This is a genomic window from Oscillibacter sp. (genome assembly GCF_031978065.1).
GTDB lineage: Bacteria > Bacillota > Clostridia > Oscillospirales > Oscillospiraceae > Oscillibacter.
The window spans coordinates 42,206-68,415 of sequence record NZ_DALZCH010000001.1 but is presented as its reverse complement, the minus strand read 5'-3'; the positions used below and the strand labels follow the sequence as shown (position 1 = coordinate 68,415).

At 50.8% G+C, this 26,210-nt stretch carries 17 protein-coding genes, 6 tRNA genes, 2 pseudogenes and 1 CRISPR repeat array; of the genes and pseudogenes, 5 read left to right on the top strand and 20 right to left on the bottom strand.

Translation table 11 applies throughout. The features are described 5' to 3' along the window. The first annotated feature begins 104 nt into the window (after positions 1-104). On the top strand, positions 105-1,964 hold the full coding sequence (gene uvrC, locus RTK01_RS00340; RefSeq protein ID WP_312279057.1) for an excinuclease ABC subunit UvrC: 1,860 nt from the start codon (positions 105-107) through the stop codon (positions 1,962-1,964). A gap of 114 nt (positions 1,965-2,078) precedes the next feature. Here the strand turns inward: uvrC and RTK01_RS00335 are convergent, their stop codons facing one another. From RTK01_RS00335 to RTK01_RS00260, 16 genes and pseudogenes are all read right to left on the bottom strand, one after another. Continuing rightward, positions 2,079-2,609 (bottom strand): hypothetical protein, encoded by a 531-nt coding sequence (locus RTK01_RS00335; protein WP_312279056.1) that lies wholly within the window; start codon positions 2,607-2,609, stop codon positions 2,079-2,081. A gap of 1 nt (position 2,610) precedes the next feature. Beyond that, positions 2,611-4,521 (bottom strand): LTA synthase family protein, encoded by a 1,911-nt coding sequence (locus RTK01_RS00330; protein ID WP_312279055.1) that lies wholly within the window; start codon positions 4,519-4,521, stop codon positions 2,611-2,613. Between the two features lie 139 nt (positions 4,522-4,660). Further along, positions 4,661-5,374 (bottom strand): P-II family nitrogen regulator, encoded by a 714-nt coding sequence (locus tag RTK01_RS00325; RefSeq protein WP_312279054.1) that lies wholly within the window; start codon positions 5,372-5,374, stop codon positions 4,661-4,663. Next, the gene (locus RTK01_RS00320) at positions 5,364-6,884 is read right to left on the bottom strand and encodes a DUF1538 domain-containing protein (RefSeq protein ID WP_397352062.1); all 1,521 of its coding nucleotides are present in this window, start codon (positions 6,882-6,884) and stop codon (positions 5,364-5,366) included. Before RTK01_RS00320 ends, RTK01_RS00325 begins: the two co-directional genes overlap by 11 nt. Positions 6,885-7,405: 521 nt before the next feature. Beyond that, positions 7,406-9,685: direct repeats of the CRISPR family, unit length 31 nt; unit sequence GTTTCAAGTCATGCCCCCGTGAGGGGGCATC. A gap of 188 nt (positions 9,686-9,873) precedes the next feature. Then, positions 9,874-10,164 (bottom strand): CRISPR-associated endonuclease Cas2, encoded by a 291-nt coding sequence (cas2, locus tag RTK01_RS00315; protein ID WP_312279052.1) that lies wholly within the window; start codon positions 10,162-10,164, stop codon positions 9,874-9,876. A 5-nt stretch (positions 10,165-10,169) separates the two neighbouring features. Continuing rightward, positions 10,170-11,264, bottom strand: a complete 1,095-nt coding sequence (gene cas1c / locus RTK01_RS00310) for a type I-C CRISPR-associated endonuclease Cas1c (RefSeq protein WP_312279051.1) — start codon at positions 11,262-11,264, stop codon at positions 10,170-10,172. Beyond that, positions 11,183-11,857 (bottom strand): CRISPR-associated protein Cas4, encoded by a 675-nt coding sequence (gene cas4 / locus RTK01_RS00305; protein ID WP_312279050.1) that lies wholly within the window; start codon positions 11,855-11,857, stop codon positions 11,183-11,185. The genes cas1c and cas4 overlap by 82 nt, the downstream gene beginning before the upstream one ends. After that, positions 11,838-12,830, bottom strand: a complete 993-nt coding sequence (cas7c, locus tag RTK01_RS00300; RefSeq protein ID WP_312279049.1) for a type I-C CRISPR-associated protein Cas7/Csd2 — start codon at positions 12,828-12,830, stop codon at positions 11,838-11,840. The genes cas4 and cas7c overlap by 20 nt, the downstream gene beginning before the upstream one ends. A 15-nt stretch (positions 12,831-12,845) precedes the next feature. Then, positions 12,846-14,630 carry a type I-C CRISPR-associated protein Cas8c/Csd1 gene (gene cas8c, locus RTK01_RS00295; protein ID WP_312279048.1) on the bottom strand — a complete coding sequence of 595 codons (1,785 nt, stop codon included), beginning with the start codon at positions 14,628-14,630 and terminating at the stop codon, positions 12,846-12,848. Between the two features lie 7 nt (positions 14,631-14,637). Further along, positions 14,638-15,312 (bottom strand): type I-C CRISPR-associated protein Cas5c, encoded by a 675-nt coding sequence (gene cas5c, locus RTK01_RS00290; RefSeq protein ID WP_312279047.1) that lies wholly within the window; start codon positions 15,310-15,312, stop codon positions 14,638-14,640. 587 nt (positions 15,313-15,899) lie between these two features. Next, positions 15,900-17,516: pseudogene (locus tag RTK01_RS00285) on the bottom strand (CRISPR-associated endonuclease Cas3''); the annotation flags it as partial. Between the two features lie 351 nt (positions 17,517-17,867). Further along, positions 17,868-17,943: transfer RNA gene (locus RTK01_RS00280), tRNA-Lys, on the bottom strand. A gap of 12 nt (positions 17,944-17,955) precedes the next feature. Then, positions 17,956-18,030 (bottom strand) — tRNA-Gln (locus RTK01_RS00275). 55 nt (positions 18,031-18,085) lie between these two features. Then, positions 18,086-18,161, bottom strand: a tRNA-His gene (locus RTK01_RS00270). Between the two features lie 51 nt (positions 18,162-18,212). Then, positions 18,213-18,289, bottom strand: a tRNA-Arg gene (locus RTK01_RS00265). A gap of 6 nt (positions 18,290-18,295) precedes the next feature. After that, positions 18,296-18,370, bottom strand: a tRNA-Gly gene (locus RTK01_RS00260). Positions 18,371-18,797: 427 nt separating this feature from the next. Between RTK01_RS00260 and RTK01_RS00255 the strand changes: the two genes are divergently transcribed. After that, a tRNA-Ser gene (locus tag RTK01_RS00255) sits at positions 18,798-18,888 on the top strand. A 79-nt stretch (positions 18,889-18,967) separates the two neighbouring features. Here RTK01_RS00255 and RTK01_RS00250 read toward each other — a convergent pair. Together RTK01_RS00250 and RTK01_RS00245 are read right to left on the bottom strand one after the other, a co-directional pair. Continuing rightward, positions 18,968-20,185, bottom strand: a complete 1,218-nt coding sequence (locus RTK01_RS00250) for a tyrosine-type recombinase/integrase (protein WP_312279045.1) — start codon at positions 20,183-20,185, stop codon at positions 18,968-18,970. A 53-nt stretch (positions 20,186-20,238) separates the two neighbouring features. Continuing rightward, a complete protein-coding gene (locus RTK01_RS00245; protein ID WP_312279044.1) occupies positions 20,239-20,499 on the bottom strand; it encodes a helix-turn-helix domain-containing protein in 261 nt (86 codons plus the stop codon). 626 nt (positions 20,500-21,125) lie between these two features. On the opposite strand from RTK01_RS00245, the gene RTK01_RS00240 reads away from it, so the two are divergent. Beyond that, positions 21,126-23,150 carry a DNA cytosine methyltransferase gene (locus tag RTK01_RS00240; protein ID WP_312279043.1) on the top strand — a complete coding sequence of 675 codons (2,025 nt, stop codon included), beginning with the start codon at positions 21,126-21,128 and terminating at the stop codon, positions 23,148-23,150. Between the two features lie 38 nt (positions 23,151-23,188). Here the strand turns inward: RTK01_RS00240 and RTK01_RS00235 are convergent, their stop codons facing one another. Next, positions 23,189-24,388, bottom strand: a complete 1,200-nt coding sequence (locus tag RTK01_RS00235) for an MvaI/BcnI family restriction endonuclease (protein ID WP_312279042.1) — start codon at positions 24,386-24,388, stop codon at positions 23,189-23,191. Positions 24,389-24,486: 98 nt separating this feature from the next. Here RTK01_RS00235 and RTK01_RS00230 point away from each other — a divergent pair, with 98 nt between their 5' ends. Together RTK01_RS00230 and RTK01_RS00225 are read left to right on the top strand one after the other, a co-directional pair. Beyond that, on the top strand, positions 24,487-25,134 hold the full coding sequence (locus RTK01_RS00230; protein WP_312279041.1) for a ThiF family adenylyltransferase: 648 nt from the start codon (positions 24,487-24,489) through the stop codon (positions 25,132-25,134). 65 nt (positions 25,135-25,199) lie between these two features. Continuing rightward, positions 25,200-25,607 carry a Mov34/MPN/PAD-1 family protein gene (locus RTK01_RS00225; RefSeq protein ID WP_397352059.1) on the top strand — a complete coding sequence of 136 codons (408 nt, stop codon included), beginning with the start codon at positions 25,200-25,202 and terminating at the stop codon, positions 25,605-25,607. Positions 25,608-25,819: 212 nt separating this feature from the next. On the opposite strand, the pseudogene RTK01_RS00220 reads toward RTK01_RS00225, so the two are convergent. Further along, positions 25,820-26,062, bottom strand: a pseudogene (locus tag RTK01_RS00220) (transposase); the annotation flags it as partial. Positions 26,063-26,210: the final 148 nt, after the last annotated feature.

Genomic DNA, 26,210 nt, shown 5'->3' with positions numbered 1-26,210 from the left:
AAAATCTCCCCGGAGAGAAAAGAGAAAAAGAGGCGACCGCGCCTCTTTCACCCCGCGGTAACGCGGGGTTTTCTTTTTTATGCGGGAATGAGAGGAGGGAGTACGTGACAAAAGACGAGCTGAGAGAAAAGGCCGGGAATCTGCCCCTGAAGCCCGGCGTGTATCTCATGATGGACAAGACTGGCAAGGTTATTTACGTGGGCAAAGCGAAAAAACTAAAAAACCGCGTCAGTCAATATTTTCAGGACAGTGTGTCTCACACGGTGAAGACCCGCAAAATGGTGTCTGAGGTGGACCGGTTTGACACCATCTTCGTTTCCAGCGAGTGGGAAGCGCTGGTGCTGGAAAACTCCCTCATCAAGCGGCACATGCCGCAGTACAACATTTTGCTGAAGGACGACAAGGGCTATCCCTTTGTGCGGCTGTCCAAGGAGACGTATCCCCGATTTTCCATGGTCCACCGCTACGCCGACGATGCGGCACGGTATTTTGGTCCCTTCGGCGGGAGATTTGAGACACGTCAGGCGCTGGACGCAGTGTGCGCCGCGCTGAAGCTGCCCACCTGCCGCCGGAAATTTCCGCAGGACATCGGCGTGGGGCGGCCGTGTTTGAACTATCACATGGGCCGGTGCGACGGGTGGTGCCGTCCGGGTCTGTCGGAGAAGGACTATCAGAGCCGCATGACTCAGGCGGCGGCGCTGCTGGAGGGAAAGTCCAAGCAGCTTCTGCGGGAGATGACGGAGGAGATGGAATCGGAAGCGGAAGACCTTCGCTTTGAGCGGGCCGCCGTACTTCGGGACCGGATTAACGCCATCGGCGCGCTGGCGAAAAAGCAGACAGTCATCGCAGGCCTTTGCGCCGACACGGATATATGGGGCATCTACAAGGGGGCCAAGTGCTGCTATGCCATCCTCCACATGGAGGACGGAAATCTGGCGGGCCGGGAGACAGAGCTGTTTATCGCTCCGGTGGACGAGGATGAAGGGGAAATGCTCGCTGCCCTCGCCGCACAGTATTACCTGCCCCGGTCGCTGCTGCCCCACGAAATTCTGCTCCCTGCCGACGCCGGAAACTGCGAGGAGTTGTCTGAAGCGCTGTCCCGCCGCGCGGGCCGCAAGGTCTGGGTCCACGTTCCTCAGCGGGGGGAAAAGGCGGGCCTTTTGGAAATGGCCCGGCAGAACGCCGCCGAGGAGGCGAAGCGAGCCACCACGCGAGAGGAGCGCAGCAGTCAGGTGCTGGCCCTTTTGACGAAAATGACGGGCCTGCCCCGTCCGCCGGAGCGGATGGAATCCTATGATATCTCCAACACCGGCTCCAGCGAAATTGTCGCCTCTATGGTGGTTTACGGTGGGGACAGGCCTCTGAAAAGCGCCTACCGCCGGTTTCAGATCAAGGATGTGTCCGGACACCCGGACGATTATGCTTCCATGCGGGAGGTGCTGCGCCGCAGGCTTCAGCGGGCTGCCGACGGTGACCAAAAGTTTTTGCCCCTGCCGGATGTGTTTTTGATTGACGGCGGCGAGGTCCACGCGAAAACGGCGCTGGAGGTGACCCGGACCTTTGGTCTGGACATCCCTATTTTCGGCATGGTGAAGGACGACCGTCACCGCACCCGGGCGCTGGTGACCCCGGAGGGGTTGGAAATCGGCATTCAGGCGAATCAGGCGGTGTTTGCCCTGATCGGGCAGATTCAGGAGGAGACGCACCGTTTTGCCATCACCTATAACCGGGAGAGTCATCGAAAAAATGCTCTGCGCTCCGCGCTGGACGATATCCCCGGCGTGGGCCCGAAACGCCGGGAGGCGCTGCGAAAGCATTTCGGAACTGTCAAGGCCATTCGCGCCGCCACGGAAGAAGAACTTGCGGCGGTGGTAGGGCCTGCTGCGGCGAAAGGGGCGTACCGCCATCTCCATAAAATAGATACTCCCGCCATCGCCGGCGAATCGGCAAAGCAGGACGGCTGACGTGAGGTATTAAAAAATGGAGCCGCTCCGATACAACGTCACACACGAAGGACCTCCAAGCGCCCAGAGAGCGCTTGGAGGTCCTTTTTAAACAGGATAAAAAACGCAGGAGGCTCAATGCCTGAAAAACAGCTTGCGTAGTCGATACTGCCACAGCAGCGTCATCTGCCCCAAAGCCCGGTCCAACAGAAGAAACGTTAAGTTTGCGCCCAGCAGAAACGCCACCCACAGGGGCCATGCGTAGCCCGCAAGCTCTTCGTTCAGCACATCCAACCCCACCGCCCGCAGCAGAAAATACAAAACGGCCACGGCGGAGTTGAATACCGCCAGCTTGCAGAGTAAACGCACAAGGCGAAGCCGCAGCCGGTTCAGCGTGGGACGTAAAACCGGATAGTGCCCCAAAAGGAGATAGACCAGCGCGCATTCCTTGTCCGGTGCCAGCAGCAGAGCCAGTATCGCTGTCACACCGTAGACGCTCAGGGCGGGCCGGGGGCCGCGCTCGGAAAGCACCGGCAGCAGGGCCAGCATTGCCAAAAGCGGAGCGCAGTATGTGGCCCCGGGAATCATGCATCCCAGAAGCAGCAGCACGGTCCCAAGGGCCGCGGCTACACCGCACAGGGCGATTTCATGACTTTGCCGCCCCATGTCAGCTCACGTCCTTGTATTTGAGCTTGTAATAGCTCCAGCAGCGCCACTTGGAGAGCAGCTCCTGCCCGCTTTGATCCAGCGCGTCCAGCGTGGTCACGGTCCCGTCCGGCAAAACCGCCGTCCCTTTCTGCACCACGGAATAAGCAGTCCGGCGAAGCTGGTTTAGGAATTGGAACCAGGGGCTTTCGTCACCTCGTCCCGTCAGTTCCAGCACTGTCGCGCCCAAAAAGGAGGCGCTGATAGTTCCGTCTTCAGGCAGATCCACAGCGGCCACGCTTGCGTCCCAGTCCAGCGCTTCGGCGGCCGTGTCGTTGGCCCAGATGACATAGGGGGTTTCATAGGACTTCAAAAAGCCCGCCGAGCCATTTTCCTCCGGGGTCAGATTCATTCCAAGCTCCTTGTAGGCAAGCTGATTGTCTCCCAGATAGGGCAGGTGATCTCCGAGAAAAACCAGCACCACCGGCTCGCTGCTGGCGGCAAAATAGTCCGTCAGGCGGCCCAGCATGGCATCTGCGTCACGGGCGCCCTCAATGTAAACGGAGAGGAGCTCTTTAGCCTGGTCAGAGAGAGGGGCGGAAGTTTGCATTGGGGGATAGGCATAGTCCGCACCGTATTTGTCGGCGGTGTAAGACATGTGATTTTGGATGGTGGTGGTGTAGTTGAACAGCGGCTTCCCGGCGGTTACGGCGGCTTCAAAGTTCTCTTCAATCAAACCGGCCAGCGAATCGTCGGTGACCCAGCGGCCCTTGTATGCGAGGTCCGGCATATCTTCCGCAAACTCGATTTTCTCCGCGCCGAAAAAATCATAGACGTTTTCCCGGTTATAGAACCACGCGTCCCCGGGGTGGAGAAAAGAAGTGGCGTAGCCATCCGCGGCAAAAACGCGGTACAGGCTGTCCAGATTGCGGTTCACCGCTCTAAAGGCGGAGGTAGTGGTGGCGGAGAGGGCGTTGGTCTGCATACCCGTCAGCACGTCAAACTCGGTGTTGGCGGTGCCTCCGGCAAAGCCGGGGACCACCACATGGCCGGAAACAGCGTGAGCGCTTTCTCGAATGGCATGGAGATTTTTCAGAGGGTTTTCCTCTGCCGGATAGGTAAACATGGGCTGGTCCGTCACATCGGAAAACGCCTCGTTCATCACCATAATGACGTTTACCGGCGCGCCCTGTCCGGGAGCTTGGTTGCCACTGTCCCACTCTTCCGCAGCCGCCCGGCTGAAGCCCGCCGGCTTATCCACGGTGTAGGTGGTAAAGTGATGGGTGAAGCAGTAGGAAAACCCCAACTCGTTAAACACCGAGGGAACGTAATAGGAATTGGAAACGGGGAAGGAATTGTAAAGAGAGTTAGAGGCGTAAACGGTAAAAATCAGGCCCATCAGCGCGCCCAGCGTAATCACCGCGCCCGAAAAGCGCAGCAGGAAGCGAATCCAGATGGGTCTTCCGGGAGACAGCGGCCTGCCCCGAAAAAAAATGCCCAGAGCCACCAGCAAAGCGCAGCTTATCACCACAGCGGCAATCGCGGGCCATGGAAAGCGAATGGCATAGGACCCGGCGGCGCTTCCGGCTTCTTTTAAAAGACCCAGATCCCGGGGAAACAGCGGCTCATTGCGGACCTCGATTTTAATGCGGTTGGCAATGGAGAGAATGCCGCAAAGGGTCCCCACCAGCGCCGCAGAGAAAAATACGTTTGCAAACAGTATGGCGAAGGCCACAATCAAAAGCCCAATAGGCAGGGCGTTCAGCACGATGAGCAGCGGCTCCGTCAAAAAAAGAGAAAGGGCGGAGCGCAGGCTGTTCGGCTGAATCCACAGGCAAAGCAGTGTGTAAAACCCCGTCAACAATACCGCCAGCAAAAATGTCAGCGGCAGACCCATGCCACGGGCGGGAAGGGGCTTTGTATGTTGTCTCATATATAGTATAATAATCCTTTCCTCACAATTTGAAATTCTTTTTCATTATAATGCTTTTTTGAAAAAAAGCAAGAAAAGGACCTTCTGGCTTGTGCGAAAGAGAGAAAAGCGCCCCGCCTTTTGGCGGGGCGCTTGGAAGTTACTGCACTTGATTCTCGTGCTCGACATGCAGGCCCAGCATGTCATCCACGGGGATAGAGAGCAAGATACCCCGCGCCTCGGATTTAATACCGGCCTCGGAGTTGATGGCCTGCATAATGGTGTGTTTTTCCTTGCGGCTGCAAAGAATGCACACGATGCTCTTTTCGGCCTTGATGGAGACGCCCAGAAGCTTTTCCGCTTCTTCGTAGCCCACGCCGCGCCCATCGATGATGGTACCCCCCATGGCGCCCACGGAGCGGGCGGCGCTCATGATTTTATCGGTGTACCCGCGGTTTACAATGGCGACCACCAGCTCGTATTTCGAGCCGCAGCAGCCCTCCTGCTTTCCAGTGTTCTGATCCAATTCCTTATCCTCCTCCCGCAGCAGCATCTGAGACAATAAGCTGCTGATTCCGGACAGCGGAATCGTAAAGACAATTCCGCGTCCCGGCTTGTGTAGCTGCATTTGCTGTGCGATTTCTTTGACGACGGAGGGAAACCGTTCCCTCGGTCCCATGGTGATCACGAAGTCCTTTTCCGTTTTTCCAAGGCCCAGATAGTCCAGCATCTCGGAATTTGCCGTTCCCATGCCGAAGCAAAGAATGTGGTAATACAGATGATGCCCACGGCAGATTTCGGCGACTTTTTCACCCTTGCCCCGATCCACGATGGTGACCATAAGCTTGATAATCCGGTTGCAGTCATTGTTCAATTGTCTCGCCCTCCTCTCCGTATTCTTGGGGCTCGTATTCTATAATCGTATCCTCCTGAGAGAACACGGCGTCGGCCTCCGTGCGCAGCGCCGACGAGCGCATCCGCATCTGATACACAAATCCCAAAACTTGAATCGTAATCAGCGGAGTCATGGCAACCATTGCCACGATACCGAACGCGTCGGTCATAATGTTTCCGCCAAAGGCTTCGGCCGCTCCGATGGCAAAAGGAAGCACAAAGGTAGCCGTCATGGGTCCGCTGGCCACGCCGCCGCTGTCAAAGGCAATGCCGGTAAAAATCTTTGGCACAAAAAACGACAGGACAATGGAAATGACGTAGCCCGGAATCAGGAACCACATAATCGAGATGCCCGTCAGCACGCGGATCATGCCAAACGCCAGAGACATCGCCACGCCAATGGAAAGGCTCAACTGCATGGCGCTCTGGGAAATCGAGCCCTGAGTGACCTCTTCCACCTGCTTGTTCAGCACGTGAATGGCGGGCTCGGCTGCCACAATGAAATAGCCGATAACCATGCCCAGCGGTATCAGCGCCCAATTGAAGGAAGCCTTGGCCATTTCTGAACCGATATAGTATCCCACGGGCATAAAACCCACGTTTGCCCCTGTCAGAAACAAAACAAGGCCGATAAACGTATAGAGAAGACCCACCAGAATCTTCACCATCTGGCGCTTGTTGTATCTGTGGGAAATGGCCTGAAACGCCAGGAAAAACAGCAGGATGGGACCAAAGGCCTTGCCCACCTCTTCTACATAAATGGGGAGGCTGTGTACGAACTGCGCCGCCACGTCCTTGGTGGTAATTACCTCCGTAATGGTAATCGTGGTGTAATCGGCGGAGGAGGGCTTATACAAAAGCCCCAGTACCAGTACCGAGAGAATGGGGCCGATGCTGCAAAGAGCAACAAGACCGAAGCTGTTGTCCTGAGAGTCGTCCTCTCGCATGGCGGCAAGCCCCGCGCCAAATGCCATGATAAACGGCACGGTAATCGGGCCGGTGGTCACGCCGCCGCTGTCAAAGGCCATGGGGATAAAATCCTTCGAGACATAAAAAGCCAGCGCGAAGACAATCGCATAAAAAATGAATAGAAGGTAGGCCAGATTCAGATGGAAAACGGTCCGCAGGACCGCGACGGTTAAAAAAAGTCCCACGCCCAGAGCGATTGTCCAGATCAAAACGCTGTCGGGGATGGCGGGAACCTGATGGGCCAGCACCTGAAGATCCGGCTCCGCCACGGTAATAATCACGCCCATGATAAAGCCCACCGCAAGTATGGCTGCAATGGGTTTTCCGGGTTTTCCAAAGTGGCTGCCGATGCCCTGTCCTATGGGCATCATAGCCACGTCTGCGCCCAGTGCAAAAAATCCCATTCCCACAATCAGCATCACCGCTCCGGCGAGGAACAGAGTGATGGTTCCCACCGGGACAGGAACAATTGTGATTCCCAGCAGGAACACAATAATTGTGATTGGCAGAACAGACGACATGGATTCCTTAATTTTCGCTTTCAGATTTTCTTTCAATGATATCCTCCTTACTATGTATTTCAAGGACTCCTGAAAGCCCTAAAATAAATTCGCCCATGCCCTCAATACGGACGGCGCCGAAAAACCACCGCACCCTGTCTGTGCAGTCGGCGGAGCGCCTCGCCGCGGCAAAAGAGCGAAATCATTTGTCAAAAGCCGTTCGCCAAGAAACGACGAGCGGCTGACCCTATATACTTAGTTTACGGATTATATAGGATTTGTCAATACTAAACCCCGGGTCATGCGCTTTTCCCGCTTTGGAGAGTATGCCCAACTTTTTTATGACAATCTCATAAAGCCCGGGCGTGCACAGAACAAGGGCGCGTTAAAAAAACCCCGGAAACCACTGTGGTTTCCGGGAGCCTTTTACTATTAAGGGGACCTGCGTGCCTGTAAGCCCGCGAACCTCGGCTCGCTGCTAGGTACGGGGAATGGGCAATAAAATTTTAACGGAATAAAAACATCGCCGCGCCGAGTTCGTCATAGCGCATCACGCCCCCGTGAGGGGGCATCCGCAACGGTATACGGGTCCGCTACATTCACATGGTTTCAAGTCACGCCCCCGTGAGGGGGCATCCGGAAGCTAAAAAATATCAAGGTGGGCGGTCTGGAAGTTTCAAGTCATGCCCCCGTGAGGGGGCATCTTCCCGCAACGTGGAATTGGCCACCTGATAAGCGGTTTCAAGTCATGCCCCCGTGAGGGGGCATCGTCCGGCGCTTATGAAATTCCCGGCATCGGACTGTTTCAAGTCATGCCCCCGTGAGGGGGCATCTGCGGGCTTTATGCCCCCTTTCAAGATAGCGGGTGTTTCAAGTCATGCCCCCGTGAGGGGGCATCAGCAGAGGATTGCCCGTCATGAGTTCCCACACGTGTTTCAAGTCATGCCCCCGTGAGGGGGCATCCGCACGTTATCCGCTTCTTCTGGAACGATTTCAAGTGTTTCAAGTCATGCCCCCGTGAGGGGGCATCGGTCGTTGGACTTACAAAAAAGCCTCTTCCCATCGTTTCAAGTCATGCCCCCGTGAGGGGGCATCTTAAATTTGTGCGCCGGGGTTTGCCGCCATGTAAGCGGTTTCAAGTCATGCCCCCGTGAGGGGGCATCCGCCATTGACGGCAGGGTCGCGGTCCATCTCATAGGGGTTTCAAGTCATGCCCCCGTGAGGGGGCATCTGGAATCTTCAATGGAGATACCAGCATTACGATAGTTTCAAGTCATGCCCCCGTGAGGGGGCATCCTTCACAGCCGCCACAAAATCCCACGGAATAGAAGTTTCAAGTCATGCCCCCGTGAGGGGGCATCGCGGCTGTACAAGTCGGAGATTATCAGGGCCGGGAAGTTTCAAGTCATGCCCCCGTGAGGGGGCATCCTGCCTTAAATTGCCCCGTTTGGTCCCGATAGGCGTTTCAAGTCATGCCCCCGTGAGGGGGCATCGGCTCCCAGATATGACAGTCGGAAAAGCGGGAGTTGTTTCAAGTCATGCCCCCGTGAGGGGGCATCGTGGGTCAATCCAATGAACAAATCCAGACCGAGTTCAGTTTCAAGTCATGCCCCCGTGAGGGGGCATCGTGTTTATATCGTCGTACCACTCCCACGTTAAAAACGTTTCAAGTCATGCCCCCGTGAGGGGGCATCTTGCCGACTATGTAAAGGAGATTATGGTATGAGTGTTTCAAGTCATGCCCCGGTGAGGGGGCATCAACAGACGCCTCGACCGCCAGATTATCGTTGATAGCGTTTCAAGTCATGCCCCCGTGAGGGGGCATCTTATCATAGCGTGAGTATCTGCCTCAGCCGGAACGTTTCAAGTCATGCCCCCGTGAGGGGGCATCGGCCGCTAGGCCGCTCCGGAGCGGAGGTAAACAAAATGTTTCAAGTCATGCCCCCGTGAGGGGGCATCGGCCGCTAGGCCGTTCCGGAGCGGAGGTAAACAAAATGTTTCAAGTCATGCCCCCGTGAGGGGGCATCACGCAGCCGTCCGTGTACTGGAACGGGGATTACATGGTTTCAAGTCATGCCCCCGTGAGGGGGCATCGCGATATCCTTTGAATAGTTGTTGATGATTTTGGGGTTTCAAGTCATGCCCCCGTGAGGGGGCATCAAGGAAACAGAACACCACCATGCCGAATAAGTAAATGTTTCAAGTCATGCCCCCGTGAGGGGGCATCACAAGCGGATATACACCGTAACGGGCTCGGAGGTTGTTTCAAGTCATGCCCCCGTGAGGGGGCATCCCACGCATAAACCACGTCCCCGCCTCGTGGCAATTGTTTCAAGTCATGCCCCCGTGAGGGGGCATCTTCGCACAGCTTGAACGTCTGGGCGATGAAGAGCTGTTTCAAGTCATGCCCCCGTGAGGGGGCATCGGCAGACCTCCGCGAACTCTCGTGGACTGTATGTGTTTCAAGTCATGCCCCCGTGAGGGGGCATCTTCCCGCAACGATAGCCGCAACTGCCACGCCCATAGTTTCAAGTCATGCCCCCGTGAGGGGGCATCACGCTGCCCCCGCCAAACTGGCTGTCATACAGACGGTTTCAAGTCATGCCCCCGTGAGGGGGCATCAAGGCTATATAAATCCACAATAGACGAAAAAAACAGGTTTCAAGTCATGCCCCCGTGAGGGGGCATCTCATCAGATGTGAGGGCGGCCATACCACCCCGGAAGTTTCAAGTCATGCCCCCGTGAGGGGGCATCCCGGGTAAAACACTGGAGGAAGTAGCGGCATATCTCGTTTCAAGTCATGCCCCCGTGAGGGGGCATCTGCAAAAGTGCACAACTTTTTAAAAAAAATTGTACTCTTACAGATTAATATTTAAAAATAATAGTAGCGCAAACATAAATTTATGGCATTATGATGAATAACCAGTTAAATCCTTAAGATTTTTCTATATTAGCTTGCGCGAACCTCCCGCGTTTACATGAGTGATGCCCATTCGCGCAAATGCTGATTCACAGCATCAAAACGCCATCTTGCTCATAGCGCAGGCCCTTTCCAAGAAATTCAATTCTGGGTTTCCAGTTACTCCCCAACCGATATAATCGAACGGAATCCTTTTCTGAATCGATTGTGCATTCCAACTGTGACTTTAACGCCACAAGCTGCGCGGGGGCGACCAGTAGCTCAAATACCGAATTCTGCACACGGCAGCCATAGGCCTCGCAAATCTTTGCCACTTTGCGCAATCGCTTTGCGCCATCGGATTCCTTTGTTTCCACATCATAGGAAAGAACAATCATCATCGCGCTTACCTCCAATGAAATGGCGGATACTCGTCCAGCTCATCCCGCAAAACTCTCGCCAGAAGCTTTGCCTGCGTGTGCGGGATCAAGCCAATCGGAATGGTTTCCTCCAAAAACGGATGTGTTATTGTTTCCTGCTTGCGCTTTTGCCACGCAGATAAAACCACTTTTCTTCCGGCTTCATTGAGCAAAACTGGGGCATTGAGCTGTTCATAACTTTTTTTGGTTATCTGACCGCGGTTGAGCAAAGAGATTGCCATTCTGTCACACAGCGGTGCACGTAATTCTTCCATTAAATCCAGAGCCAGCGCCGGTCTTCCAGGGCGAATTGAGTGAAGAAACCCGGCTGCGGGGTCCAGCCCCACGCCTTCCAGCGCAGACTGAACATCATTTTTGAGAAGCGTGTACAAGAAGGACAGCAGCGCATTGACCGGGTCTTCCGGCGGTCTGCGGTTTCGGCCGTGAAAAGAGAATTCATATCCCGCGATCATAGCAGGCAGGGCGGAAAAGTATGCAGCCGCAGCGGCTCCCTCCACTCCGCGCATTTCCTCCACCGTAGTGCAGTCCCGTAACTGCAAACCAAGAGCGGTTAGTTTTTCTGCAGCCCGCTTAAACACGTCTGCTTGATCCGTTCTTTCGCGCTTTTGCCGCAGCAGGAATTCTTTGCTGTTGGCAAGCTTCCCCAAAAGAAGATAACGTACCAGTCTCGTGCGCTGCACGGGGTCTTCCATAGCTGCAAACTGCCGTCTGCGCAGTAAAATGTTGCCGTGTAACGGTCCTTCAACCCGTCCAAGGAATTTGCCGTACTCAGAAAAAAACACCAACGCAATTCCCTGCTGGGCGCAAAATCCGATCAGAGGTGTAGAAACCGTGGCCGCTCCGAAGCAGTAGATTGAGGAGAGAGAATGTGCCGGAATCCGCACTTTTTCTTCACCGCCCACCTTTACCGCGATGTTCTCATTCTGGAGGGCAAGATAAGTCTCGGGCGTCAGAATATAGAGCGTATTTTGCAGCTGTTTCATAGAATGTCCTCCTCCAGAACGGTGTTCCACATTGTCTGGCAGTATGCGGCGGAGGAATGCTTGAGTTTTGGAGCGCACTCATCCTGCATGGAGCATTTTCTGCATTTTGCGCTGTATTTGGCTTGAGGCAGCAACTGCCGTGCCACAAGAAGTGCGACCGCTTTTGCGGTATCCGCCGTTGCCTTTCGGAGTTCTGAAGTCAGGGCGACTTCATCCCGCCGGTGCGCGTCAATGAAGAAGATCGCACCGGCGGATATTGTGCCGCCAAACTGCTCTTCAAGGCACATGGCCTGCGCACACAGTTGTATGTGATACTCCACCTCATCCCGGACAATGCCATGCTTATACTCCACCGGATATAGCCGATACCGTCCGTCCCCATACGGAAGATGGATGCCATCGGGAGACTGCGCGGCCTCCACGCAATCACAAAGACCGCTGACTCCCAAAGCCCTTGAGAAAACGGGGAGCTCAAACAGGCTGATATTCTCTCCCCGCCGCTCCACCCGCGCTGTGTGAACTCTTTGATGCTGCGCCCGGCCTGCGGCTGTAAACTCGTTTTCCGACCAGACCCGTTCCAGCGCCAAAAGCGCGCAGCGGCGCGGGCAGTAGCCGTACTGCGTTAGCCAGGAGAGTGGCAGTGGGTCTGGATCAACAGAAGAATTCGGCATCTTCCGGCACCTGATTCCAAATGATCTCACCGTAAGGAGAACAGAGAAATCCCACGTCCACACCGGCTGGCCTTGCGTCCAACTGGATGGAGGCGTTATAGTCCTTCCAGGAACGGGCATATTCCACATCTGATTTCTTTTCAACAGTGGCCAGATCAAACAGACGGTGGGAGGGGGCGCAGCCAAGCTTTGCCTGATGCTTTCTCTGCTCCAAGTCGCTGTCCGTACCGGTATGGCGGAAGATCACCAGCGGTGTAATGACCGACATCTCTCCCTTGCTGGCAGAACGATCATGCTCGTACATATTTAGGATGGACGCAAACAGAATATGCAGGTCCTGATCGTCAAAACCGGTTTCTGCCGCCAGATTTGCGCTGATAAAGCCGCGGGCCTCATAAAGGCCGTAAGAGATAAACTGCTTGCGGCCCATGGTGCGCAGAGAATCTTCGGACTGATCTGTCTCCCACGCCGTATAGTCTTCCAGTGTTTTTGCATTTGGCACATCAGCCGCCTTCGCCATTCTGGTGATGGAGATGTCCTGCGCCGTGATGGGGTCCAGCGACCGGGCAAACGTAAGCTGTACCGGGCCGCGCACCTGCCCGGCGTTGGGGCCGGTGGACATGACTGCGCCAAAGGTGCGTACGTCGTAAAAAAGCTCGCAGGCTTTCCGGCGGCCGGCATAAACCTCGTTCTTGCCCTTAGCGGAGATTTCCACGCCGGAGAGCTCCTTTGCCCGGGCAATGCCGGTGTTGATGTTGCTGGCGCTGCGAATCAGCATCTCCATACCGGGATCGCCCGCATGAGCTGCCTGAACATAATTGCGAATACGGCGCTTTATGGCTACGTCCGTAATGTAGCCGTGGCTGTCCTGCGGGTCCATGCGCGGACTGTTGCCAAGGTCAGGGTCTCCATTGGGATTGCCGTCGCGGCACTGGATATAGAAAAGAAACTCATACCGATTTTCGATTGCCATTGTTTTTTACCTCCCTTATTCTTTTGAAGCCGACGTAGAGTAGAGCGCCGCGCGCTGCTGATAGTAGCCAAGAGCGAATTCCGCCTGCTGCTCTATGGACAGCGTCGTGGGAATTTTTGAATCGCCGATACGGACGTAGATTTCGGAAAGGCAGCGTTCATAATAAATGGAAAGGCCCTTATCCAATTTACTTAAATGATGCTGCGCCAGTTTCGCCAGCCTTCCGATTACAAACGCGGGGCCGCTGCTGGCGGCGGTATAATACCGCTGCGCGAGTCCGACGCCGACCTCCGGCATGGCGGTCTGTTGAATGGCCACATAAGTTGCCATCAGTTGACCGCAGCAGTATGCCGCACTTTCCGTTCGGTCTGTCTTTGCCGCTTCCATCAGTTTCTCATCTCCTCTTTCCCGTTGTTTTCTGATCAGCCATACTTTTAAAAGCTGGAACGCCAGTGTTTCATGCTCAAAATGCCCTGCGCTGTTTCCCCCGTCCTGTTCCGCTGCCAGAATTGTGGAACGGATATAATGCAGTACCCGCACAGCCGTCTCATCCGGCAACGGTCCCGCCTTAATAATGGCATTCAGGACTTTTCCCAAAAGGTTTGGCAGTTCTTTATCCATTCGATCCCATATTTTTTTCGGATCACCGCCGGGTTTCAGCATACGGGTGCAAAGCGCTTTCAGTTTGGGCGGGTTTGCAAGGCCCTTGCCGTTCCAACGCACCAAAGACAGATCGTCAAACCAAAGCCGGAAACTTTGATACAGTTCTTCATAGCTGCCTTCGTACCAGCCGCGGACCATCATGCGTCCGCCGGCCCCCGACAAAGGTAAAATGTAATAGCGGGCGCTGAGCTGCTCAGGGCGCATACCGGCCCAAATGTTTTCAATCAGCTTTTGTGAGGACCGCAGAGCCGGTTTTTCATCATTTTCAGCGATTTCTTCCGACTCGAAGCTGCCATTGTCCCAGCCTGCGTCAAACAGGACCGGAAGCAGATCCTCCTCCTCGGTGATGGGGCCGGAGTACCAGTGGACCAGTTTTGCTCCGCCCAGAACTTCTGCTTTACGAAGCAAGTCGGACAGCGCCGCGTTTACCGCCGTCATGGCCTCCTCAGACACGGGCGCATTGGCGCTTTTTTTCAGACCGTAGGACTGAAACGCGTCCTTATCGAAGCAGAGGAACGCATCTCCCGATGTATGCCCGCCCACCGCCAGCAAGCCGGAAACCTTGGGGACCGTATCCATGGACGGAGCAGCCTGCCCGGTGATCAGACAGCGGGGACGGTCCCCGGTCTGGGTGGGAGAAAACTGCGCGCGAAATGTCTCCCACCAGGAAAGATACTTCTCGCTCTGCTCAATCGGAAGCCCATCCACCATAAAACTGACGGGGTCGGAGCCTTTCAGCTTTTGCTCCTCCATCGCCCGCTCCATGGCTGCGACGATTTCACCGTCCCGCAATGCCTGGGCGATGACGGCAAAACACGGCTCGTCGGCTGTTCCGTCATCCAGCATAGAGAGATAGAAATCACTTTTTGTCGGGATGTTTTTGTCTTTCTCCGGATCCTTGATGATCCGAAGAGGAATTTGCGCTTTTTCTACCAGAGGGTTGCAGTACCGCGTGCCGAGGGCGGCGGTGCCCACATCCGGCGCATATACATCCGGCGCGCCTTTTTCCCGCAGCTCGATGCCGAGAAATTCTCCTTTGGACGACAGACACAGATATGCTTTGACCCGTTTGCGCTTAAAGCCGGGTCTGGCCGCCAGATTCTTCTTCAGGGCATACTGGTATAATTCTGTCAGCACGTCGCCTTCACCTCTTTTCCGGTTTCAAAACCAACGGAGAATCAAACTCAGGAACCTGAATAACGCCGTTTTTCATTTGAGCGTGATATAAGGATACGGACGGGTTTGCCTGTTTCCCGACTTTCCACTCGTTCAGATCAAAAACGTCGTATACCATCAGACCAAGGTCCATATCCAGAGCAATGGAAAGCTCACCCGTGGAGCCCCACTCAAAGTAGGCCGGAAACTCTCTTGTCCCCATACAGGGCTGCATAAACATCTGCCCGCGCTTCACCCGCCGCTCAAACTGGTTGTACAGCTGCGAAATCGGCTTTTCAAAATCCGGGCGCGGTACGATTTCCGCGGTGACGCGGTAGCGCACATCTTTCAGCACCACAGCCTGCCGCTGGGTGCGGTTCTCTTCAATTTCAATGCAGGCGCTGGTGGGATTCTCCGCCGAGATGCGGGAAAGCTTGCTTTTTACCTCATTGCGCTTAAAAGTTGTGTATTGGATGGGGTTCAGGACCTCGATTTGATTCACCTGCCAGTAAAACTCCGCGGGTTTGGAATAGATTGAAGCCAAAACACCGCGAATGCCGCTAGGCGTTGGTACTGGGTAGGTCATTCTTTCAACTTTGCTTTCCGGTCTCGAAAACAAAGCAAAGCGGCCCCAGATTGTTATGGTCACCTGCTGATTGTCCAAATTTACTCCCTCCTTTTTTATAAAATGTAAAGATTGTCTTCCGAGTCGCCAAAATACAGTCCCAAGTCCTTTTTATAAAATCTGCTGTTCCCCAGCAGATAATATCCGGTCTCGCCCCGCTCGCTCATTTCGGGCGAGCGGAACAGCAGAGGCTCACAGTTCAGGCGCACGGACCGCTCATCAACGCAGGATACCGTCACCAACCGCGCAAGGTGAATGAGTCTTCCGGTCAGTCCGGCGGCATCATACTCGGCCTTGATTCTGTCGTACAGCTCTGCCTGCCCCTCATAAGGGACAATCACCTGTACGCCCTTGTTATCAATGAGCTTATAGGACGCTTCTACCTTGTCAAACTGCTCGTTTTGCAAAGCGTCTCGAAGTTTCTGAAGGTCGCCGTCGCCGTAGCTGTAAAGCAATTCATAATACTCCCGAATGTGATCCAAATCGTTGCAGTCAATCGGGTGGCGGGAGAGCAGCACCTGCACGCATTTCGCCCCGTGCGCATAATATCCCCCGGGCGGATACAGTCTTTTTTCATCCGGCAAAAACACTACCACGCGCCCGTCGGGCTTATCCCCGTTGCGGTTGCAGCGGCCTGCCGCCTGAATAATAGACTCCAGCGGCGCAAGCGCCCGATAGACCGTTGGAAAATCCAAATCCACGCCCGCCTCGATACACTGGGTTGCAACCAGACGGCAGGATTTTCCTTCGGCCAGACGTTTTTTGACCTCATTCACCAACGCCAGTCGGTGAGCGGGGCAAAGATCTGTCGTCAGGTAAAATGCGTCCTCATTTCCGCATAACTGCGCCAGCTTTTGATAGAGCTGTCTTGCGTGGGCGCGAAGGTTAACAATTACGCAGCTCTGCCGCTTTTGCGACAGCTCCTCCGCAAGATCACAAAGCGGCGTGGGTGTTTGAATACGCCACTCAAATTCCACGCGCCTTGCCGCGCGGAACAGCATTTCCGGATGCGGCACGATCTCCCGGGGATTCCATTGAAGACCCGGTCGGTACTGAAAGGACGGCTGGGTCGCAGTTGAAAATACAACGGTACACCCATACTGTTCGCACAGCAGCTTCACCGTCCGAAGGGTGGCGTCCAGCAGGTGGGGCGGAAGGGACTGCGCCTCGTCCAAAACGATTACACTGTTTGCAATGGCGTGCAGATGTCGGCACACAGTGGGTTGGGCGGAAAAAAGCGGTTCAAGAAACCCGACATTGGTGGTTACGATGCAGGGAGACTCCCAGCGTTGCGCCAGAAGCCGGGCATCCTCTCTCAGTTCCGCGTTGCTGTGGCACTCCAGCAAATCAGGCTCGATCTGTCGGTAGTCCTTCAGATTCTGGTCAATGATTGCAAGGTATGGCAGGATCAGAATGATTCGCCGCTTTCTATGCTCTTGACAGTGCTCTACGGCAAATACAAACAGGCTGAGCGTTTTCCCAAGACCTGTGGGTGCTGTCAGAGTAAAAAGCCCTGGCGGCAGCTTGGCCGCCTGTCGGCAATTTTTAAAAAGTTCGTCCCTCATTTCGTTCAAAGAAGACGCAGCGCTGGACGCCTTCTTTTTCTGCGTCTGCACGGACAACAGCCGTTCTGTTGAAATAACCGGATTCAATGCCGGACCGGTGTGCGCCGTCAGGTAATCCGGCTCAAAGTGTTCTGCGGAGCTGGAATAATCTGCGTCCACCAGAGCGGAAAACAAGAAACGGGTAAAGAGCATCTTTGCAAGGCTGGAATCCTCTTGCCTCTGAAAATCCGGCAACGTGGAGTGGGGCATCGGTATGGTATTTTCCCGCTGAAACCGTTCCATAGCGTTTTGAAATTCCAACAGGCCAAAGAGGGAAAACTCATATCCTTCCCGGTCCAGACGGCTTCCCGTGCCACATAGGACGCGTTTAAGCAAGGCCCTGTCTGCCCAGTCATAGTCCAAATGCCCATGGTGAGACGCAATCACGGTGGCTAGAATTTCAGCCAGCGCGGTTCGCTTGCCGCAGCATCGGAAGGCCGCAGCCGCGCCGGGATAGGCATGATTGACGTGCGTTCTCTGATGTAACAGTACTTCTTGAAATAGCTCGCTGTATTTCCCAATATCATGAAATGTACCGAGTGCCTGCCCGAAGTCCTCATAAGCAAGGACGGAGAGAAAATCTGCGCATAGTTCTGCGGTACGCTTTAAATGATGCTGTACCGTCTCTTTTTCGAGCAACTCGTTCTCACTTCGTGCATAATAGACATCATTCAAATAAATTCCCGGCTTTCTTTTATATTCTTACTATATATTACCATCTTATTTGCAATCTGGGTGTTGGCAATTTATACAAAATAAGGTTAGCAACATTCGCAAATTAACCAAGCAACTTATTATGTATAACATAGCGGTAGTAAAAGAAAAACGTGGCCGCAGGATTCCGGCTTTTTAATTGGTACGATAATATAAAAAAGCCACTCGCCTCAATTGAGGCGAGTGGCTTTGGCTTACCCGTTACTTACGATTTATCACACAGCCGAAAAGACCGTTAATAAAAATAAACCGTATGTGTTCGGATAAGTCTCTATTTGGTGACCCGGCGGGGATTCGAACCCCGGACCCACTGCTTAAAAGGCAGTTGCTCTGCCGACTGAGCTACCGGATCATGCGAAAAAAATGGCTGGGACGGCTGGACTCGAACCAGCGGATGAGGGAGTCAAAGTCCCTTGCCTTACCACTTGGCTACGCCCCAAGATGGAAGCGAAAACGAAGAGAATCGGGGCAAGCCCGATCCCCTTCGCTCATTCTGGGGTGGGTGACGGGACTCGAACCCGCGACAGCCGGAACCACAATCCGGTGCTCTACCAATTGAACTACACCCACCACATATTGATAAATCCGCGCGGTCTTACTGATGATGAAACCATAGGGAACTGGTACGCCAGAAGGGATTCGAACCCCTGGCCTACTGCTTAGAAGGCAGTTGCTCTATCCACCTGAGCTACTGGCGCGTGTTTTGGAGCAGGTGACGAGAATCGAACTCGCATCCCCAGCTTGGAAGGCTGGTGCCCTGACCATTGTGCTACACCTGCGCGAGCCCTCCATGGAAACGTCAGCTTAGGTATGATAGCATGAAATACACTCACTGTCAAGAAGGAAGACGACGTTTTTGAGTTTTTTTGCCTCTTTAGGAAAAAAGCTTTTAACCGTGGGGCAAGGGGCTTGCAACTTTTTAAAAAGTGTGTCATAATAAACACTCAAATAAAGTGGAAACTAAAGTGTGCGATTTTAGAAATCTTTGGAGCCATTCTTAGCGCTAAAGCCGAATAAAATCTGGAGACGTATCAAAGAGGTCATAACGGCCCTCACTCGAAACGGGCGAGGGCAAATCCGTGATCGAAATCCGGAAAAGCCCGTGTTTACAGTGTTTCCGAGCCGCAAAACTCAGGAATCCACAGCTCTATTCTAACACGTTTCTAACGCCTGTTCCACCCTGAAAAGCGGGGTAAAATTGAATATGGAGAGGTACCCAAGTGGTCGAAGGGTCCGCACTCGAAATGCGGTAGCCGGTTTGCGCCGGGCAAGAGTTCGAATCTCTTCCTCTCCGCCAACGTCAGTCATGGAAGAACACACTTCCATGACTGATTTTTTATTTTTGGCGTTCTTTGAATCGAAGTATAGGGTTAAGGCTAAGGCACATTGCATTGTTTTTCCTTGCGGTCTGCCCTATCCAGCAGATTGTCGATTATCGCTCCGGTATCGCGCTTGCTTGCAAAATCCAGATGAGCATAAATGTCAGCTGTGGTGGAAAAATTACTGTGACCCAGCCAGAGTTGAATGCGTTTCATGTCCACGCCCTCCGCTACGAGCAGGCTAGCGCAGGTGTGGCGTAAATCATGGAAACGGATATGGGGCAACCCGTGCTTTTCGAGGAGATAAGCAAAGTGCGCGCTCAGGAACGCCGGGCTCAACAGATTCCCCAGAGTGTCTACGCAGACATACTCCAGATACTTTGTGCAGTAGCCCTTCCGGCACACTCTGCGGTACTCCTCTTGGCGGGCCTTTGCCTCAAGCAGAATGCGTTCCGGTGTCGGAAGCAACGGAAGTGTCCGCCGGCTGGATTTGGTCTTCATCTCATCCATTAGCAGCAAACCTTCCTGTCCCGCAGCGCTTCCTTCAATGACCTTGTGCTCGATGGCGATTGTCTTTTTCTCGAAGTCGATGGAAGTCCAACGAATGCCCAGGACTTCGCTGCGCCGCAGCCCATAATAGGCTGCCAAGAGAATTGGTACATACAGAACATCGTCCGTCACCGTCAGGAGCATCCGATTCAGCTGATCTCTGGAGTAATAGCTGGGCTTGTACCTATTTTTTCGGGAAGGTTTCTCCACCGCCCGGTCTGCTGCGTTGATCTGGATGTACTCCTTTCGGATGGCATAGTCCAAAGCCATCTTAATCATAGCGTAGTATTTAACCACCGAGTTTTCACAGCAGCCGTCCTTCCGGATGGAGTTATAGAAATCGTCCAGCTGATGATAATTGAGTTCTACAAGCAACGTCTTCTGCGGACCAAAACAATCAGATACTCTCCCCTCGATCATTTTGGTGTAATTGTGATAAGTAGTTGGCTGGATATGGGGCTTCCGGGTGGATAGCCATTCATAGAGAAAATCAAGCAGAGTCATATCCACCGTTCTGGTGCAGGCGGGCTGGCCACGCTTTGACGGCGGCAGCTGTGCGCTGTACCGCCGTGTAAGCTCGTTCAGTACCTCCTGCGCTTTCTTTTTATTGCCTTTCACTGTGTACCCAGTGCTGACCCACTTGGGCCTTCGCTTGCCTGCGTGGTCATAAAGGTTGAGAACGGCATAATATTTGCCGTTTTTCGGCTGTATGCTGCCGGTTATCATGGTAACGCCTCCTTGGTAAGGTGATGCTCTCTGCTGCCGACATCTACAGCATATCAGAAGTTTTCCTTTTGCACCAATGTGTCGGCGTCATCGTTTTGCAGCAGAAAGTCAATCACATAGACTTTAGGAATCTTGTATGATTTTCCGACCTTCCGGCCTTTGATCTGCCCGGAAGTGATAAGGGTATAGGCGTGATGGCGGCTGATACCCAGCATCTTTTGAAGGGTATATACGTCAATTACATCCGGGTACTGCCGGAACAGGTGCTTATAGGCATCTCGTTTGCAATTAATAAGAACCCCCCTTTCGATCAAAACGATTTGTTAAGCCTTCTGGTTAAACAATTGCTCAGCTTCCGGGCCATTTCCTGTGCCGCTTTCGTTACGCCACGTATACTCGTTTCCTCGGGCTGCGCTGTGCGCGATCCAATTGGTGGGCACGCTCAATCCATGCGGATGTCATGGCGTACTGTCCCCCAACCCCGTATAACTCCCGGATCCGGCTATGAACTTGTCAAGGTGCAGTTCAACCACTTTATTGTGGTCTTACATAGTAAACATGAGCAAACAATGCTGATTTCTCCAAAAACTCAAAATGTTTTTACTTTTTATTTTGGCATAATAAGAACCCTTTGTTTTATACCCGCTCTCATAAAACGAAGTATCCGGATGTAGCACCTGATTTTGAACAAAAAACATTTTAGGGCGGCGAGAAAATCCCACCACCCTAAGTGCAAAGCCCTAACCCATATTTGCTATATGGTGGATGAAATACTATATTTGCCTTAAATCATTGCATAAAACTGGAATAAAATCCCCCTGGACTTTTCACATCTACCGTGTTATAATTAAGCCTGGACTTTTGTAGAAATATATGCTAATATTAAGCCCGAAATCTTTTGATTTATATATGTTACTATCAGCATATGGAGGTGCATAAATTGCCGACTTTTATTGATTTATTTGCCGGTGCGGGGGGCTTTAGCGAAGGCTTTTTGCAGGCAGAATATAAGGATTCTTATTATGATTTTTTGTTAGCCGGAGATATTAATCCGACTTGTGAAGTAACCCATCGCATTCGATATAATGAGCAGCTTGGTTTGCCCACTGAATTTTTGACGAAAGACATCACTGACCCTGACTACATTGAGATGTTATGCACTATAATAGAGCAGAAATATGGTCAAACCAAAGTGGATGTGCTCGTTGGAGGTCCTCCTTGTCAATCGTTTAGTTTGGCAGGAGAACGTAGAAAAAATGACAAAAAAGATGACTTGTTTGCATATTACTTGCGAGTTATTTCAGTTATAAAGCCTAAATACTTTGTTATGGAAAACGTTTCCGGTATATTAACTAAAGATCATGGCAAAATCAAAGAACGTATTTTAAGTGAAATAAGAAATATTGTAGACTATGATCATCTAAAAGATTTTTACAAATTTTTTTCTGATGGACATGGCCTTGCTAGTGTACTTACTGCTAACGGTTTTGAGTTTCAGCTTGCTCTTGATAAGTTGAATATTGCGATTGCACAGCACGATGCAGCAGATGCTCGTAGAGAAGACTATTTATCCATTCTGAAAAAAATACAAAGTCAGAAATACACAGATTCCGAAAGGGATTTTTTACTGAAATCTATTTTAACAGAAAAGAATACTATTGATAGTCCTGAACTATGTATCTACGTCAACAAAACGGCAGAGCGATTTGTTAATGCATTTCGCAATAATAAAGTAATCAGCGAAGATGATCGCAACGTTGTGCGTCAAGCATTAAACTTGATTAAAGCACAACAAGAATTAGACATCATTTCAAGAAAACTTAAGGTGTGCATCAACGAGAGTCATCTAAATCGAAGCGTTTATAAGGAGCGATTTGATAAAATTACAGATTATCTTGATGCTACAGAAATTATTGAAATTTGCAATGATGCACTTGATTCATTGTGCACTCGTGTTGCAGATAAAGCAACACATGAAGTACTAATTAAAACGAAACTAGCAATTGAGATCTTGTGTGAAGATACCATGGATACAATTCATCGCATTGTCAGTATCGTCAAGCCTAATTTATCACCATCCATATTTGCGAAATTGGAGAAAACAATTCACCAAACGCAACTTTATCGTGTTGACTCTCCAATTCTGTTGAATGCTTCTGACTATGGTGTTCCGCAGAATCGTCAGCGAGTGGTATTCATTGGTTGTCGCAACGATCAAGAAATGATTAACCAGATTCCTGCTACTGTTTCTGATGACGAAAAGGTGTGTGCGGCAGAGGCTATTGGTGATTTGAATTTTATTGGAATTGGCGCGAAAGCACTCAAATACAATGCAAAGTATTACAATAAGTTCCGTGCTAGTGATCCCGGAAATATACGGCGAAGTATTTTTGGGGGAAAACACCCTAAAGGAACTGGCCATTATGCGGAAACAAAAACATATGCCGAATGGAGCCGCCAAGGAAGGTTAAATCCTACACGCTTTCCAGCAGTTGCACCAATTTACACACCTGCCAACTCTGCTGAAGAAATGATTAATTTGCCACTTCAGACTTCTGAACTTGCTAATCATGAAACATCAAATCACAATACGGATGTTCAGAAAAGATATGCACTTATTCGTAAATATGGCAGTTACACTGTTGCAAGAGAAAAAGAACCTAACAACAGTCTGTTAACAGGTACAAATAAGCGAAACTACTCCTGTCTCGCTGCGGATAAGCCAAGCACTACGATTGTAACTATTGGAGATGATTTCGCACACTATGGTGCAGATCGATCATTAACTGTACGTGAGATGGCACGGTTGCAGTCCTTTGACGATAGCTTTGTATTCCAAGGTAAACGAACCACTGGCGGAGATCGTCGAAAACTGGAAACGCCACAGTATACACAAGTAGGGAACGCAGTCCCGCCTCTGATGGCACACGCCATAGCGCTGGAAATTCTAAAGAAGATTAAATAGAAGCAATGCAGCCGCTGAAAAAACGGCTGCATTGCTTTTTATAAGTCATATTCAATCGGATTTCCAACCAGCATTGATAAATCTTGAGGAAACATTTTAAAGAGTATTCCATGGTCGCGCCAAGCCCCATCTGGTTTAAAATGTGCCGCTAAATCAACAGTAATTTTGTCTGCAGCAAACAACGGCGCAAGAAGAGTAGCATTTGGACCCTTTGTATGAAGAACCTTGTCGTACCGAAAGTACTCTACACCATTTCTTGTTTCTGATATTGCCTTTACCCAAAAGGTTTCATGGTGTTTTTCAAGTAGCGCATCCCGTAAAGTCTGTAGATTCCAACCAGAAACAAACGATCTAGCAACAGTGCCCTGAGAAAGTATTTTTAGTTGGTCGTTGTTTTCATCTACATCAAGAAGTAGCCCATAGGCATTTGGTCTGGAAGCTTTAAAGGTCTCATAAAGTTGAAGACGTTCCACCGTCGCACCACGAGGTGTCTGCCATTTACCAAAAGCCTCTACTATTTCTCGATAAGTTTTTCCAAAGTCAGGTACCTTAGTAAATAATGTCTGTCTTGTTGTTGCTCGCCGGGCGCCATTCCGTGTTAATCGAGCCGACTTGAGTTCTATACCACGATAATCCGGTGCTCGATTATTATTCCTTGCTATGCCGAGTGCATGTTCCAAAGTATCACCCACACCCGGATCACCGGGGGTGATTGAACGCAGAAATCCGCAGTTGTGAATTTCCTGAATCTTAGCCAACAGTTCGTCTGCAATAGCATTTTCGTGGCGAGCAGCTTCTTGCAAAATATTATATGCAAGTCCACCACGGAAAAGGGAATTGGCAATTCGCACATTGGATAGATTGAAAACGTAAATTTCGCCCCGTATGACAATCAAGGCTAGTAAATTGCGTGGTGTACAATACCGCTTCAAATTCTGAAACCAAATACGAGGGTCGCCCTGTTTCGTAACCGGACGGTATAGAGATGCAAGGGTATTGGTTAAAGAGTCATTATTGACAAAATGAGCAGGTATCATAACCTTACTATCAGGCCCTTGATGTTGAACTTGATAATTGTGTACATTGGATTTTAAAAGCAAATCGCGCACAGGTGCTGTCGCATCCATGATGGATTTATGATAACCAGTTGGAGTAGGGACTAAGAATGCAACCCCAACTCCAGCCTGCGCAAATAATGGCAAAAATTGTTCTATTGGAGTTTCCGTCATCGCCAGCATTGTACCACCCCCTAGATTAGATAATTATAGCACAGGAAACGACATCACACAACAAACTACTGGAAAGGTATGGTGAGGTGAAATAAATACGAAAAAAGATGTTGATTGTTGGAGCAGGTTGTATTGGCGCATCGGTAGGAGAAATACTTGTACGCTCGGGGATATATAATCTCACTATTGTAGACTCCGACATATTTAAGGTCGGAAATTTATCCCGTCATGTCCTAAATTTAAACAATATTGGTGAACTTAAAGAACTATCACTATGCAGTTACCTTAATTCTTTAAATCCACATGCAAATGTTGAGGTAATAAACGATACAATAATAATTGATTGTACAGGAGAAAATAGCGTTCTAAATATTTTCCAAAACATTAATTTGAAAGGAAAACATGTTTTGGCTTCAATATCTGTTGGTTTGGGAGCAAAGCATTTATATATTGCACTCACAAATAATCATATTATGAATTTTAATAATTTTTACGAATTGATTTCGCCTTACTTGCACAATGAAAAGGCTTTATACGATGATTATCATTTACCAAGGGATGGGACTGGTTGCTGGCATCCTACTTTTTCTGGGCGAAGTGATGATATTTGGATTGCAGCGGCAACCTCTGTGAAAGCAATTGAAAATTATATTCTATCAAAATCCGAAAAAATGCTTTCACTTGTATATGAACAGAGAGAAAGTAACGGATTTTTTGAGGGGTATGTAATGGTGGATAAAAAAGAAGATGGATAATTTGTTTTTTTCAAGATAAAAATCAGATATACAATATAATTATTTCTAAAGCAGCATATGAAAAAATGCTTTTATATTGCGAAAGAGCTAACCCTTATGAAACCGGGGGCATATTAATAGGCAATTACTGTTTAAATCAAACAGCGGCAAATATTTTACAAATAACCGAACCTCCAAAGAACTCTAAACATGCCAGATGTAATTTTCACAGAAGCTCATGTGGACTGAAAAAACTTTTAGATGCCGCTTGGGATCAAGACCAATTTTATTTAGGAGAATGGCACTATCATCCTAATGCTTCTACAAATCCCAGTTACACAGATATTAGTCAAATGATTACTTTGGCACATAATTCTAAATTAAAGTGCCCTGAACCTATATTAATTATTGTTGGTGGACACAGTAATAATTGGGAGCTTTACGTTAGCGTTTTTTCAAATAAACGCTACACGATTTTAAAACAGCTGAAATAAATTTTTTTAAGTTTTAATGAATGGCACACAGCTTTAACCATATAAAAGGTGTATCTATTTTAACCTAATGACACATCACAGCCTTGAGAGGACACTCTCAAGGCTGTGATGTGTCATTTTCAATAGTATTTTTAGCAGTCTTATCCAAAAGATCCAATAAGGTAGAATAAGTTGCGCAAATTGGTCTGCAGCCTGAAATATAATGAGGTCAATCAGCAAAAAAAGTCGTTGTCCATGGTTGCCTCCAAATGCTTCATATTCATATACTTCTTGTTACCCCACTGAGTATCGGCCACATGCCGAAGTCCGGCACAGACCAACATGAGCGCTAAGTTGCTGTCTGGGAAAGTCCCCACCACCCGGGTGCGACAGCGGATCTCGCGTTTGAGCCATTCGATGGCGCTTTTGGGGCGGATACGCATCCAATGCTCAAAAGGAAAAGTCATGTAAAGTATTCATCTCCTTGTAATACCGTTCAGATATGCGGCTTTTTCCTAAGGGAATATACGCCAGAAATCTTTACGTAAGATTTCCCCTATACGTTTTCTATATAGAAAATTATCCTTTACTTGTAATTTCCAAAGTATCTCTTCTGTCTGGCTT